Annotated in this window: 11 protein-coding genes; 7 read left to right on the top strand and 4 right to left on the bottom strand. The window is 38.2% G+C overall.

The window, feature by feature from the left end:
- Positions 1-872 precede the first annotated feature (872 nt).
- Both J2Y67_RS25465 and solA read left to right on the top strand, forming a co-directional pair.
- Positions 873-1,568 (top strand): hypothetical protein, encoded by a 696-nt coding sequence (locus J2Y67_RS25465; RefSeq protein ID WP_310178621.1) that lies wholly within the window; start codon positions 873-875, stop codon positions 1,566-1,568.
- 192 nt (positions 1,569-1,760) lie between these two features.
- Positions 1,761-2,888, top strand: coding sequence for an N-methyl-L-tryptophan oxidase (gene solA / locus J2Y67_RS25460; protein WP_310178619.1), 1,128 nt, complete (start codon positions 1,761-1,763; stop codon positions 2,886-2,888).
- A 111-nt stretch (positions 2,889-2,999) separates the two neighbouring features.
- Here the strand turns inward: solA and J2Y67_RS25455 are convergent, their stop codons facing one another.
- The 3 genes from J2Y67_RS25455 to J2Y67_RS25445 all read right to left on the bottom strand — a co-directional run bounded on the left by J2Y67_RS25455 (position 3,000) and on the right by J2Y67_RS25445 (position 4,805).
- A complete protein-coding gene (locus tag J2Y67_RS25455) occupies positions 3,000-3,272 on the bottom strand; it encodes a hypothetical protein (RefSeq protein ID WP_310178618.1) in 273 nt (90 codons plus the stop codon).
- A gap of 131 nt (positions 3,273-3,403) precedes the next feature.
- Entirely contained in the window at positions 3,404-4,045 is a 642-nt protein-coding gene (gene ycaC / locus J2Y67_RS25450) for an isochorismate family cysteine hydrolase YcaC (protein WP_310178615.1), read from the bottom strand.
- A gap of 199 nt (positions 4,046-4,244) precedes the next feature.
- Positions 4,245-4,805, bottom strand: coding sequence for an NADPH-dependent FMN reductase (locus tag J2Y67_RS25445; RefSeq protein WP_310178614.1), 561 nt, complete (start codon positions 4,803-4,805; stop codon positions 4,245-4,247).
- A 73-nt stretch (positions 4,806-4,878) separates the two neighbouring features.
- Between J2Y67_RS25445 and J2Y67_RS25440 the strand changes: the two genes are divergently transcribed.
- Positions 4,879-5,970 carry a low temperature requirement protein A gene (locus J2Y67_RS25440; RefSeq protein WP_310178624.1) on the top strand — a complete coding sequence of 364 codons (1,092 nt, stop codon included), beginning with the start codon at positions 4,879-4,881 and terminating at the stop codon, positions 5,968-5,970.
- Positions 5,971-6,134: 164 nt separating this feature from the next.
- On the opposite strand, the gene J2Y67_RS25435 is transcribed toward J2Y67_RS25440, so the two are convergent.
- Complete coding sequence (locus J2Y67_RS25435; protein ID WP_310178612.1) at positions 6,135-6,458, bottom strand: AraC family transcriptional regulator; 324 nt, start codon at positions 6,456-6,458, stop codon at positions 6,135-6,137.
- A 337-nt stretch (positions 6,459-6,795) separates the two neighbouring features.
- Here J2Y67_RS25435 and J2Y67_RS25430 point away from each other — a divergent pair, with 337 nt between their 5' ends.
- From J2Y67_RS25430 to J2Y67_RS25415, 4 genes are all read left to right on the top strand, one after another.
- The gene (locus tag J2Y67_RS25430; protein ID WP_310178611.1) at positions 6,796-8,169 is read left to right on the top strand and encodes an MFS transporter; all 1,374 of its coding nucleotides are present in this window, start codon (positions 6,796-6,798) and stop codon (positions 8,167-8,169) included.
- Between the two features lie 36 nt (positions 8,170-8,205).
- Positions 8,206-9,765, top strand: coding sequence for a histidine ammonia-lyase (gene hutH / locus J2Y67_RS25425; protein WP_310178610.1), 1,560 nt, complete (start codon positions 8,206-8,208; stop codon positions 9,763-9,765).
- Between the two features lie 81 nt (positions 9,766-9,846).
- On the top strand, positions 9,847-11,082 hold the full coding sequence (locus J2Y67_RS25420; protein WP_310178607.1) for an AraC family transcriptional regulator: 1,236 nt from the start codon (positions 9,847-9,849) through the stop codon (positions 11,080-11,082).
- 518 nt (positions 11,083-11,600) lie between these two features.
- Positions 11,601-14,543 (top strand): PAS domain S-box protein, encoded by a 2,943-nt coding sequence (locus J2Y67_RS25415; protein ID WP_310178604.1) that lies wholly within the window; start codon positions 11,601-11,603, stop codon positions 14,541-14,543.
- Positions 14,544-15,009: the final 466 nt, after the last annotated feature.

Below are 15,009 nucleotides of genomic sequence, written 5' to 3'. Positions count from 1 at the left end.
AGACCTGTTTTGAGAGAAATACATGGGTGTTTAGCAGTTTTAATAGGAAGTGGAAGGTAAAAAGAGGGAAGTGGAAGGTAAAAGTGCAAAAGTGGAAGGTAAAGTGATAAAAGTGATGGGTAAAGTGGAAAAACTGGTGGGTAAATTTAAAATACGTCGGTCCCATGGATCATGTGGAGTGGAATTTTACTTAAAATGGTAATTTTCTTTTGGTAATAGACCTGTTTTGAGAGAAATACATGGGTGTTTAGCAGTATTAATAGGAAGTGGAAGGTAAAAGTGCAAAAGTGGAAGGTAAAGTGGAAAAACTGGTGGGGAAAATTAAAATACGTTGGTCCCATGGATCATGTGGAGTGGGAATTTACGTTTTTTTTTAAAGAGAAAAATTATGAAAGGGATTTGGTTGAAGGAACCGGTCAATTTTTGTACCATTGTGCTAATTTTTTATAGCTTGGGAGATAAATAGAGAAAATAAAACCATTTTATCGACAAAAACTTTTCTTGAAAACGGGAAGATGTTCGTTTTTCAAAAGGCTTTGAGGTGGTTTTAATCAAACGTTTGATTGAAAAAATATGTGTCAGAACTTGTCGATACCTTGTTTTCAAACTAATTATAGTTCATTATTGCAAAATAGTAATAAAGGATTTCCTAAAAAAACGCTGCGTCCCCGCCTCCTTATTAAGTAAGAGCACACCAAAATATTGAAGACATTTAAGAACGTGGATGCGACTGGTACCTATTTTTCCAAAAAATAACCCTTTCCCACACATCTTGCATACCTGTTGCATTAAATGTTATTGGCACCCAAGAAACATGCCAAAAATCGTATCAACTCAAAGTGTTAAGAAAAATAAAAAAGGGGATAAGGACAGTGGGTAGTAGGGATAAACATAATCGTATTCCCAGTAGTAAAGAAAAAGAAAAAAGTAAAGATCAACACCAAGAAGGCGTTGAGTATGCCTATCCTAGCAGTAAAGAAAAATATAAAGCTAAACACCAAGAAATGATTGAGCGTGCCTATCGCATTCCTATATTTTTGAGTACGACCACACATTTAAATGACAATCAAAACATGTTTCTAAACCGTCTTATTTTAGAGATTGAGAATGCTTTGCTTTTTCCACGTACATTACCTTTAAGTGAAAGTTATCCTGAAGCCATTTTAACGGATATTCGCCGGTTGGTTTCATCAAGTTATGGAATGTTGGCAATGAACTTTCGTCGTTTTCTCGTTGAGGTCGTTGAAACCAATGAAGGACAATCCCCATCGACCACTCCGTTCTGGGAAGGATCAGTATATTCACAAGTAGAACCTTCCATGGCTTTTCAATTTGGTCTACCTATATTATTAGTGAGGGAAGATAATACGGACGCAAATAATGGAATTTGGTCAGGAGGAATTGCCCCGCTCAACACATTTATCGTTTGGGATTCTGAAAATCAAACGGTTGATGAATTCTTTAGTACCATTGAATGGAGAGAAGCCTTTGCAAATTGGAGCGCGGAGGTAAGAAATGCTTATTATATTCAGACAGAGCCTAAGTTTAAGTACAGATGCGATCGGTAAACTGGTATTTTATATCAAATTAAATATTTTATTAAGCTGAAAATATATAAGATTTTAAAATGCAAAATAAGCATCGATTTCGATGCTTATTTTATTGTTTTAGGATTTTCTTTCCCAAATAGTTGACATTTCATTAATAGTAAAGGAATTATTTTAATCATGTAGAAGATTACAAGGGAGGGGTGAAAACAGATGGGAAGACATTATGATGTAATCATTGTTGGGGCAGGATCCATGGGAATGGCTGCGGGTTATTATTTATCCAAACGGGGAATAAAAACTTTGCTGCTTGATCAGAACAATCCGCCTCATGATAAGGGCAGCCACCATGGGGAAACAAGAATTATTCGCCATGCGTATGGTGAAGGGAATCAGTATGTTCCGCTTGTATTAAGAGCACAGGAATTATGGGAACAGCTGCAGGAGGAATCGAATCAATCATTATTTCATCAAACAGGGGTGCTGGGTGTTGGAGCACCAGGATCTTCCTTCATAAAAGGCGCGATCAATAGTGGCAGGGAATATTCTTTGCCTTTTGAGGTTTTATCAAGTGAGGAAATGGCGTATCGATGGCCGGGTGTTGCCTTCCCAGAAGGGTTTACAGGATGTTTTGAAACGAGGTCGGGAGTTCTGTTCAGTGAAAAATGCATACAGGCTTTTCGGGACCAAGGAGTGGCAAATGGTATGACATTACTTCCCTATACAAAGGCTGAAAAGATTGACGTTCATTCGACTGGAGCAACGATTACAACAGCGAATGACACCTACCATTCAGATTTTGTGGTGGTCAGTGCAGGTGCATGGTCGGGCAAGCTGTTAAAAGAATTAGGACTGGATCTTTCGCTTCAGCCGGTTAGGAAAACTGTTTCGTGGTTTCAGTGTGACCGGGATTTATATGATTCTAGTGTATTTCCCGCCTTTACGGTGGATTTACGGAATGCGCATTATTACGGGTTCCCGAATATTGGTGGCAGTAGATTTAAAATCGGACGCCATGATGGAGGAGTTCCGGTTGACCCCGATGAAACCGTAAGTCCTTATGGAGCGGATGATGAAAAGGAGATGCGCGCGTTTTTAGAGAAATATATGCCGGGAGCAAACGGGCCTTTGGTAAAAGGTAGTACCTGTTTCTATACGTTAACTCCGGATGAGGATTTTATTTTGGACAAGCATCCCGAGTACCCGCATCTGTTTATTTCCGCAGGGTTTTCCGGTCATGGATTTAAATTTTCAAGTGTGGTTGGGGAAGTTATCAGCCAGGTCATTACAAAGGGAAAATCTGATTTTGACTTAACTGGATTTTCAATACGGGATTATTGAGACCATGGGTGAGACCATGGGGACGGTTCTGCTGGCTTCAACTAGAAAACCATGAGAACCGTCCCCGTGGAAACTCTGTGGAAACTATTTTATTGCTATGTGAATCTCAATTTATCCCATGGGATAATATTTCTCAAAATCATATGAGTAAGCCCTCTCTAATGTGCTTTCATTTTCACGCCCCCATATCTTTTTCCAAGTGTTTACAATCCCTTGTTCTTCTGTTATATCCACATGGAAGATTTCATATTTTGCGTTATTCGGTATTTCCAGTGCTGGCTCATTATTGTTGTCTTCAATGGGAGGGATCATGGGGACGGTTCTCCCGGCTTTTTGGACCATGAGAATCTTGTTTGAGATTTTATTGCCTGATTTTAAATTCATTTTCAGCACCACCTTTTAACCATTTTGATAAAGAGTTAAGAGGGAAAAGGACATGGTGTGGTGGGGGTTCGATTCGACAAAATTCGGGTGGTGACAGGCACCACCCGAATTTAGGTTAACTATTGATTGATTTATTTTACTTGGCTAAAATCTCTTTGAGCTCCCATATAGCTTCCCATTAAATTTTGATAACCAGGAAGTTGGCTAGAGAGTAAAGCGCCAAACCCTTCGACGTCGTTGCGCCAATCGCGTTGTAATTCGCATGCTACGCTAAACCAGTTCATAAGTTGCACACCGCCATGGGCCATGCGCATTAATGCCGCGTTCGCAACTTGTTTGCTAAACGTTCCGGAAGCATCAGTGACAACAAATACTTCGTAACCAGCGTTTATAGCCGATAGTGCAGGGAACGCGACACAAACATCCGTAACAACGCCTGCTATAATTAGCTGCTTTTTACCTGTTGCTTCAATGGCTTTAACAAATTCTTCATTATCCCATGCGTTAATTTGTCCAGGGCGAGCTATTTTTGGCGCATCAGGAAAGAGCTCAACCAATTCTTGCATTAGTGGACCATTAGGCCCTTTTTCAAAGCTTGTTGTTAAAATAACTGGTAGTTCAAAAAACTTGGCAGTTTTAGCAAGAGCCAAAACATTGTTTTTGAATTCATCCACACCATAGTCACGCACTAGGCCGGAAATAAGGCCAGTTTGATGATCTACTAAAAGAACAGCAGCATCATCCGTAGAAAGACGAGAATAGAGATCAGACATTTTATAATCCTCCCTTAATGAATGGAATCGAAGAAATTTCGTATAGCGGCCAATTCACCTTATAATTCCTTCGTTTGTTACAATCAGTTATGAGTAAATTGATTGTTGTCATTGGTTATCTATTAACCTATTTCAACCATATTATGAAAGATAGAAAATTATCACAAAAAATTACTTGAGGATATTCAGTAGTCTTTGGTTAATCTAAAACAGGGGTGTGATCGATCCAATGAATAAATTGTTGTAAATAACGCTCAAGATATCGTTTTGTTTTCTCGTCAGTAAGCACTTTCAGATCGGAGTCAATCTTTTCATGTACTTGCGAAATCAGTACTTTTTGAAATGGAAGAACATAAGCTTGCATGGCCTCTAATATTTGTCTGGTTTGCATTTGAGCAAAGGCAGTCCCTAATCCCCCAGGAGTTGCTCCAATTAAGCCAACTGGTTTTCTTTTAAGAACGGAGGACTTCGAAGGTCTTGATGCCCAGTCCAATGCATTTTTTAGCACGCCCGGGATTCCAGAATTGTACTCTGGACTTACGATCATGATCCCGTCAACGCCCTGGATAGCGGATTTAAATGATGTTACGGTTTCTGGATCGCCTTCCATTTCTAAATCCTCGTTAAACAAAGGAAGATCGTTTATTTCGATCCAGGAAAATTGTGCGGCATCACTCATATCTGTCAACGATCGAGCAATGATTCGGTTGTAGGAATTTTCTCGTAAACTACCACAAATAAGGCCAATGGTTTTGGGCATATAGATTTCCTCCTTGTTTGAAATCACCTTTAATGATACCATGTTTTATAATTTATGGAAAGGGTTGGTAAATATAGAAGAGAAAAAAGTGACGTGGTTAGAGCTTTTTTATGATTTGCTATTTGTGGCAGCCGTTGCCACTACTACTCAGGTTTTACTTCATGTTGAAAAAGGATATATTCATCCAGACTATTTATTAAAGTTTGTTCTCATGTTTATCCCGATCTGGTGGTCGTGGACTGGACACACCATGTTTATTAATCGGTTTGGACAAGATTATTTGCATCAACGTATCTTTATCATTCTTCAAATGGTATTTGTCCTTGTTATGACATCCAGTTTATCGGTGGATTTTGATCCATATTATCTCCCTTTTCTAATCGGGTATATTGGAGTAAGGGCACTAACGGCCTTTCAATATTTTGTTGTTCAATATTTTGAAGAAGGGGATCGGAAAACGGCTGCTCTGTTTTTAGGAACATGTTTTGCGATTGGCGTCCTCATCTCCTTTCTCTCTATCTTTTTTGATTCATGGATTCGATACGCTGTGTTATATGCAGGCATTATGGTCGATATTATTTTGCCGGTTTTCGGACGCAAGTATTTGGTAAAAGCTCTGACCAATACAGCTCATTTATTAGAACGTTTTGCTTTATTGACACTCATCCTTTTTGGAGAATCGGTCGTCAGCACCCTTTTTGTCCTACAGCCTCAAAAAGGGGATTGGAATTCCATCTCCTTTTCGATTATTTCATTTATCCTTATTATTTCGATGTGGTGGCAATATTTTGAAAATGTAGATAAGAAGGTAAACAAGTCGATTCAGGGGGCAGGACAATCTATTATTTACGGACATCTGTTTATTTTAATGTCGTTGAGCATGATTGCAGCATCTATCAAACTAATGTTTTTATATGAGGTCCATTATTCATTTATCTTATATTTTGTATTTAGTTCTGTATTACTCTATTTCATTTCAACTACCATTGTTTTTCATCAATACAGGTATGAACAACACCGACTGAAAATTTATCATTTAGGGTTGTTTTTAGGGATTTTAGCAGCCTTTTTTATAATTAATTTGATCATGCTAGTTCCAAACATTGTCATAATGGGAGAACTAGCTTTATTTTTTATCATCTATGCTAGATTTACAACCACTTAATAAAAGGAGACCATGGGGACGGTTCTGCTGGCTTCAACTAGAAAACCATGAGAACCGTCCCCGTGGCAACTCCCTGTGGCAACTTGGCAACTATTTTATTGCTATGTGAATCTCAATTTCTCCATTGGGATAATATTTCTCAAAATCATATGAGTAAGCCCTCTCTAATGTGCCTTCTTTTTCCGCTCCCATATCTTTTTCCAAGTGTTTACAATCCCTTGTTCTTCTGATGTATCCACATGGAAGATTTCATATTTTGCGTTATTCGGTATTTCCAGCGATGGCTCATTATGGTTTTCTTCAATGGCAATGCTTAATGAATAATCACCTTTATAGTCACTCTCATATTTATGATACACTCCATAGGTAATCATCTCAGAATTAGTCAGACGCTTAAAAGCCTCCTGCCACAATCCTGTAATCTTTTGAATCAAAAGTTCATCATTAAAATTGTTGGTTCGTACACTATTAATAATGGCTAATTTCAAATGGATTCTTCCTTTCAAACCTATTTATCTTATGTTAATTCTATAAAACGTTATATATTCCTCTTTTTTCCATTGATCTACCTAACATATTGTTATTTCATATGGAAGGATTTCCAATTTATAAAACAGCAATATTGTGCTAATATTTCGAAATATCCTCTAGAGTCAAATGATTGAAAAATCGATATAATCACTTTATTGCACTAATTGATTAATTAATTACTAATCAATTGAAAACGCTTTAATACCCAACTATGAGGGGAGGAATGGAGTAGTTACATTTATTTTTTTGAGTTACGATGTCTGAAAAATCAAAAATCAGAGAGGGGAATTTCCAGTGAACGAACAAACCTATAGGATGGATGACGCTCCGCTAAATAAGTTTCATATCAGGATTACAGCACTAACCTTTGGTTCCAATTTTTCGGATGGATATGCACTTGGGATCATTGGGATGGCTCTTAGTCTCCTTAGTCCGCAAATGCATCTTGGCCCATTGTGGAATGGATTAATTGGAAGCTCAGCCTTAATCGGATTATTCTTTGGAAGCCTTTTGCTTGGCGGGCTTTCTGATAAAATTGGCAGACAGAAAATCTTCTTATCCAATTTTGTCATTATTACAATAGCATCTGCTTTGCAATTTTTTGTAAATGATCCAGTCACGCTTTTCATACTAAGGATTTTAATCGGTGTTGCTCTAGGCGGGGATTATGCAGTAGGTTCTACTCTACTTGCGGAATTTGCGCCGAGAAAGTACAGAGGTCTTTTATTATCCTCCTTAAATGTTTTATGGACAGTTGGTTATGTCCTTTCCAATGTTGTCGGCTATTATCTTGGGAAGATGGGACCTGATTCTTGGCGCTGGATGCTTGTGAGTGCAGTGGTTCCTGCTGTCATTGTTTTAGTGATGCGGATTGGAACTCCTGAATCGCCAAGATGGCTTGTGAAAATGGGTCGAAAAGAAGAGGCAAGAGAAATCGTGAGAAAATATATTGGTCCTCATGCCGTAATGGATGAAACGATTTCGCAAGGTGCTGCCACCAATTATGGAATGAAGGATCTTTTCAACAAACATCTTTGGAAACGCACTGCTTTTGGCGGTCTATTCTATGTATGTCAGGTCGTTCCGTACTTTGCTATTTATACTTTCCTTCCAACCATTTTAGAAAAAATGGGCTTTGAAGAAACCTTTACGGTTGATATGCTATTAAATCTATTTCTTCTTGTGGGTGCAATCGCTGGTCTATGGTGTACAGAAAAGCTCTCACGCCGTGGTTTTACCATTTATACCTTTATTATCCTGACTATTTCCTTATTTGTTTTAAGTATACTGCCAGCAGGATCGCATGGTTTTGCAATTATGGTTTTTGCTATCTTCACCTTTGTTATGTCTGCAGCTTCGAATCTTACCCTTGTCTATCCAGCAGAATTATTCCCAACGGAAATTCGCGGTACAGGCGTTGGGGTGGTTACAGCGATAAGCCGAATCGGTTCAGCCATTGGAACCTTCCTTTTACCGATTAGCGTAAGCTCCTTTGGAATGACCACATCGATGATCGTCATGTCCGTTATCTTATTCATTGGTACGGTTGTCTCGATTGCATGGGCACCAGAAACCAAATCACTTGGCTTGAATGAAGCGAGCGATCCCAATCTAGACGTAGCGATTAGTCTAAATGGAGAGGGAAAGAGTGTTGAAGCAGTCAAATAACATTCATTTCTTGGTCATGAAAGGGGGAAATAAGGGATGATTACTACGGAATCAAACACCCGCCCAAAGGAAATAAAAAAAGTTACGTTGGGTGATGGAGATGTTTCCATAAATGAAATCATTGCTGTTGCTAGATATGATGCAGAGGTTTTATTTTCACAAGATTACTGCGACCGGGTCAATCTTTCGCGATCAGTCATTGAAAAGTTTTTGGAAGAAGATCGGGTCATTTACGGGGTCACAACGGGATTTGGCAGTAATGTAACCAAAAATATCTCCGTCGAAGATGCCGAGACCCTTCAAAAAAATATCATTCGTTCTCATGCGGTTTCGGTTGGTGCTCCGTTGGAAAAAGAAGTGGTAAGAGCTATCCAATTCATGATTCTAATGAACTTAGGGAATGGTTTTTCTGGTGTAAAGTTAGCGACTTTAGAACTTTTAAGGTCGCTGCTCAATCACCAAATTACTCCTTTTGCCCCTGGGGAAGGATCGGTCGGGTATTTATCTCCGGAAGCCCATATGGCCTTAGTGTTAATGGGGGAAGGAAAAGCCTGGTATAATGGTGAGCTGATTCCCGGGAGTGAAGCTTTAGAAAAAGCTGGTTTACAGCCAGTATCATTAGGCTGTAAGGAAGGTTTAGCCCTTATAAGTGGAACGACTTCGGTCACTGCTTTCGCATCATTAGCTCTCTATAACAGTATTCAGGTGACAAAAACAGCGGATATTGCTGGTGCGTTGTCTCTAGAAGCGTTAAAGGGAACCATTAAAGCCTTTGATCCACGAACCCATTCGGTTAAGAGACATGAAGAGCAAGCTAGCACAGCACGGAACATTGTAAAGATGCTGAAAGGCAGTGAGATTGCTGAAAAATATCAGGATTACCGATTACAGGATGCTCTTAGCCTGAGATGTATTCCTCAAGCCCATGGAGCCGTAAAAAAGGTGTTAAAAGATGCGGAATTTACTATCTGTAATGAAATGAACTCATCAAGTGACAATCCACTGATTACTACAGAGGATCAGGGAGATGCCCTTATGGGAGGGAATTTTGATGGAACATTCGTCGGTATCTATGCAGATACGATGGCGATTGCGATGGCCAATCTCGCAAAGGTTTCAGAGAGAAGGCTAGACCGGCTCGTCAACTATCATGTAAGTGAACTTCCGAATTTTCTCGTAGCAAAACCAGGCTTAAATAGTGGTTACATGATTCCACAGTATACGGCAGCAGGACTGCTGAATGAAATAAGGGTTCTTGCTCATCCCGCAACCGTTGATAATACACCAACCTGTGCAAATCAAGAGGATGTTGTCAGTTTTGCCTATTTTGCAGCAAAAAAAGCCTATCAAATCGCTAAAAAGCTGGAGTATATTTTAGGACTGGAACTGATGGCAGCTGTTCAAGCCTTGGATTTTCATCGACCCCTAAAACCTTCACCCGTCAGCCAAAAGGTTTATGAGCTAATTAGGAGTGTCGTACCAACTGTAGAAGAAGATCGATATTTCTATCCGGATATTCAATTTATTACCAACCTTATTGGTGAAGGAGAAATCCTAAACGCTGTCGAATTGATAATTGGAAAACTAGATTGGTAGGATTGTCTAGAATAATGGAAGCTTTTTTACTCATCTTCATTCGAGTAGAATAGCTTCCATTCTATTTGGGGGGCTTAGAATATGGTCGAAGAATTGACACAAATATCTTTTTCCCAGCTATTGCTTTCAGGAACCTTTGTACACGTGGCACCTTATGAAGTTTTGCAAGAAAAGTATGGCGTGAATATTCAGCCCAATGTTGTTGTTTTAGTTTCGTTGGATCGCTATCCAGATTTAGCTGAGGGAAAACCGATTGAATGGAAAATGAATATTGGACGAAAACTTGTAGAAAAAATATTAGACACCATCTTACCTATTCCATTTTTATGGACATGGACGGAAGAGGGGGTTCTTGCGCTCTTACTGGATTTTATTGAGATCAATCCACAAGATAGAAAGAGGGAAGTCCTTTTCCTTGCAGAAGAGATTCAAATGGCCTCTGATCAAATTGGGATACATGTTTCGATTGGTATAGGGAATTTTTATGATGACCCTGCTTCTCTCATTTGTTCATTTGAAGAGGCAAAAAAATCAATGTCCGGAAGGTTTTTTCAAGGGAATAAATTAATTTTTCACACGGATATGAGGAAAGACATAGTTGAATCCTTAAAGATTCCTTTAACAAAAGAAAAGTCAGAACTATTTTCAATCGTTCGAATCGGGCACACAGAAGGTGTTGTGACCCAAATGAAAGGAATCATGGATAGGGTCGCTGAGATTTATAACTATAATGAAGATGTCTTTAAATCTGAGGTTATTGATCTGCTCATGATGATGTCGAGAATTGTTTTAGAAGCCGGAGTAAGTCCTGTCTCGATTTTGACCAATACGGCAAATGTGATTCAAGATCTCTATCATACGATCCGATATGACAAATTTGTTATGAAGGTTTGTAATTATGCAGAATGGCTAACCGAACAGGTAGAAAATATCTATATTCGTGATGTTTCACCCAATATTAAGCAGGCGATTCGCTATATGAAAGAGAATCTTCAAAAGGGAGTTTCGTTAGAAGAGATCGCCCATTTTTGCCACTTAAGCAGATATCATTTCAGCCATCTTTTTAAAAAAGAAGTGGGAACCAGTGTCATGGATTTTTTTAATAAGCTTAGAATTGATAAGTCGTTATTTTATTTAGAAAAAACCGACTCCTCCGTACAGGAAATTGCAAATCTAGTGGGTTTCGATGATTCCAATTACTTTAGCCGATTATTTAAAAAATATATCAACTCCAGCCCAACCGAATATCGGCGTGGGGCCTGGCGAATTACAGGAAAAGGTGAAAAAGAAAATAAAGAGATGAATGAATTATTTTGAAAAAAGAGAAGGACCATGGGGACGGTTCTTTCGGCTTTTTTGCCCATGAAATGAATAAAATAGACCAAGAGAACCGTCCCTGTGGAACCCGTAATTATTGCTGGTACCTCTTTACTGGTTGTTTCATAATATATCTTATTTTGTGTTGACTTATTTTTAACGAATGCTATATTTGGAATAATAAGTGTTATGGGTGTTTCTAAACAAAAAGTGCCATTTCACCCGCATTTTTGAAACAATCCATGTTGAAAGAATACTCGTCATGGACGAGCTATCCCTAAAGAAGGAACCTGATAGTAAATAGGGGCCTACTCCAACATTTTTGTGTAATCCCACGTAAAGAAGTGAACTCACTCGTCCATTATAAGAAGTATTATTTATAAATACCAACATGCCGGTCCCTGCCTAATAACCAAAGAGGAACATTTTTATCCAGAATACACAGAACATACTGAATGTTACAACCGGATGATATAAAAAGAATATACAACTATCATTATTTATTTGGGGGAATAGCCATGGGAATGAATAACCTAATAGTTCTAGACCAGTATACTTGCCCGAAAGTAGAAAAGCTAAAGCTTGAAAATGAATGGGAAAGGTTTATTTCTGATCATAACACAACCCCGACGATCCGTCCTATCGTGTATGATTCATGGCAGCGTTGTTTAGAACTGGGTGTCAGTCCACTTCAAAGTAAGACTTCCATCAACCTCAGTGAAGAACAAATTAAGGAATATATTTCAACAGATCCTTTGTTTCGTATGTTAAAACCGGTACTTGCGAATTTAAAGGATATGTGTATGGATACCGGCCAATTGATAGCGTTTTCTAACCCTTCCGGCGATATCATTTATTTAGACGGAGATTTATCTTTAATGCTAAAGGCCGAAGATATGAATCTTGCCGTTGGCGCATCTTGGGCAGAAAATAACGCTGGTACAAATGCCATTGGAACAGCCATTGCCACCGGTTCTCCGATTCAAGTATTTGCCGGAGAACACTTTTGTCAAGAGGCGCAAAAGTGGACATGTTCGGCTGCTCCTATCCGTGATCAAGCCACAAAAGAAATTGGGGGAGTCATTAACTTGGCAGGGTTATGGTCTGTTAACCATCCTCATTTTTTGTCAGTTGTAACTTCAGTTGCACAAGATGTTACTGGGATACTGCGCAAGCAGTTAAAGTGGGAACGGTTTAAGCTGCTCGAATATTACCAAAGCCAAACTATTTCTTGGCAGTCAAAGTCCTGTTTAGCCGTTTTAGATCGAGGGGGGAAGGTGCTAAAAGCATCTCCTTTATTATATGAACAAGGGTTGATTGATTCGAACCATTTCTTGATCAGCACTCCTTCTCTATCTTTATCTTTAACGTCAAGGACACATTGGGAATATGAATATCTAAATGGAATGTGGCGTTTTGAGCTAACCCCGTATATCTATGGAGGAATGCCTATCGGTTCCGTTGTTTACGTTATTCCTCCGATTTTAACAAGTTTTCATGACATCTCCTCAGCTTCAAAATCCTCGATCACTAGTGTAATAGATGGAACACTTTCTTCTTTATCGAATAGAAATAGCCTAAAAAGAAGGGGGATAATCCACACTCTTCATGAAAAGAAACAAGATGTGAAGAAAAGATCGATCAAATTACCCGATATTTATAAATCACTATTTGATCATAATCCTGACGGGATCTATTCTTGTGATTTGCAAGGGAAATTATTGGATGCAAATCCGGCTTTGGAGAGAATGGTTGGATATACGGTCGAAGAGCTTCGAAAGATGGAGCTTAGATCACTAGTTCTCCCAGAATATCAAGAAAGTGAATTGAAATATTTGGAAAAAACAATTGAAGGAAAGCCACAAGAAACTAATGTAGTGATTAAGCATAAAAGTGGATACCGAGTGGATATAAAAATAAAAACTTTCCCGATTTTTATAGACAATGAGATTGTTGGGGTTTATGGAATTGTAAAAGATATTACTAAAAATAAGCAAATGGAAGAAGATCTGCAGGCGACCAAACAACAATTGGAGTTATTTCTTAAAAATACCGTGGATTCTATTATTATTTTTGACTTAAAACAGAATGTCATAAAAGTGAATAAAGCGTTTGAAGAAGTATTTGGCTGGACGGAACAAGAAGTAATAGGAAGAAAGAAACCTTTTATTCCTAACTTTTTAGTTGAGAAGTATACTGAAATCCTTCAGAAAATATTGAATAACGGGCATGTGATGTCGTTTGAAACGATTAGGCAACGAAAAGATGGAAGTCTTATTGATGTTAGCAGCTTCGTTTCCCCCATTGTAAATGCGAAGGGAAATGTGACCGCTTTCGTTTCCATCTTAAGGGATATTACGGAGCATAAACGAATGGAAAAAGCATTGAAAGAAAGCGAAATGAAATACCGTGTTCTATTTGAACAGACACCTGATGCGGTATTCTTGGTAGAAATGAATGAGGATCGAACTCCATCCCGATTAATTGAAATAAACCCGGTTGCGTGTGAAAGACATGGGTATAGCAGGGAAGAACTTCTCTCGATGCCTATTAACGATATCATTTTACAAGATTCCGAATATTATATGAGATTTATAGAAAAGATGAGGGAAGGAAAAAGCTCTTTCACTTTACAAGACGAATATGTCTTTAAATCAGGCAAAAAAATAAATGTTGAGCGTAATATCCAAGTTTTTAACTTAGGAGGGAAGGAAGTTTTCCTGTCTACCTCTAGAGATATCACGGAACGGTTAAAAACAGAAGAATTATTACGGAAATCGGAGAAGCTTGCTGTTGTCGGGCATTTAGCCACCGCCATCGCCCATGAAGTAAACAATCCTTTAACCGCAATGAAAGGGTTTATTCAATTACTAAAATCAACGGAAAATGAGAGCCATCAGCGTTATATAGATTTAGTATTATCAGAGATTAATCGAATAGAAGGCATTACGAATGAATTTATGGCGATAGCCAAGCCGCAGGCAGTGAAGGTCCAACCAAATGATATGTATAGGATAATTGAACAGGTTACTCTCTTGTTCCAATCTCAAGTAAATACGAATAACGTCCAAATTAAAACTGAGTTTGAATCAGGCATCCCTTTCATCCCATTTGAACGGAACCAATTAAAACAAGTATTTATCAATATCTTGAAAAATGCTACTGAATCGATGCCGCTGGGAGGAGATGTTTTCATTCAAGTAAAAAAATCTGGTGAGCATCAAGTATGCGTCAGCATAATCGATCAAGGAGGCGGGATCCCAAAAGAACGCATGCCTTATCTTGGAGAACCTTTTTATAGTATTAAAGAACAAGGAATCGGCTTAGGATTAATGATTTGTTACAAAATTATTGAAGCGCATGGAGGAGAAATATGTATTGAAAGTGAAGTGGGGAAAGGAACGAAAGTGGATGTTCTTTTACCTATCCTTCCATTATTAGAAGAAGTGATCTCTAAATAAATTTCTAACGAAAGTAAATAACCATGTCCGTTCTGATAGAATGAAAGGGTCACTTACACTAAATCACATTTAAAATAAAAAAATCGACAAAAACAAATAAAATTCACAAAATATATTGACAAGAATATTCAGAAAATTATAAAATATGAATAAGAATTAAGAAAGTTGTATAGAACCTAACATCTAAAAATGTCGATTCATGTAAAAAACTAGTTTTAGTTCGCTTTTCTTGTAGATTATTACATGGTCTGCTAAAAAGGAGGGTAGAGGATCATTATAGGAGATAATGATTGGTTCTTCGACATTCATTAATTCTTGGAGATTCTGTCTTATCTTATGTTGATCGTTTATTTATTTTGAAAAACTTGTATCGTCTATGTCGCTTATTCCCTTTGTGTTAAATTAATTGAGTTCGTAACTAATAGATGTCCCCACATCTATTATCAGTAGGGCGAAATAATAGTTA

It is taken from the genome of Neobacillus niacini (assembly GCF_031456445.1).
Classification (GTDB): Bacteria; Bacillota; Bacilli; order Bacillales; family Cytobacillaceae; genus Neobacillus; species Neobacillus niacini_I.
Note: the sequence above shows the minus strand (reverse complement) of the source record. Positions and strands in the feature narration are given on the sequence as shown.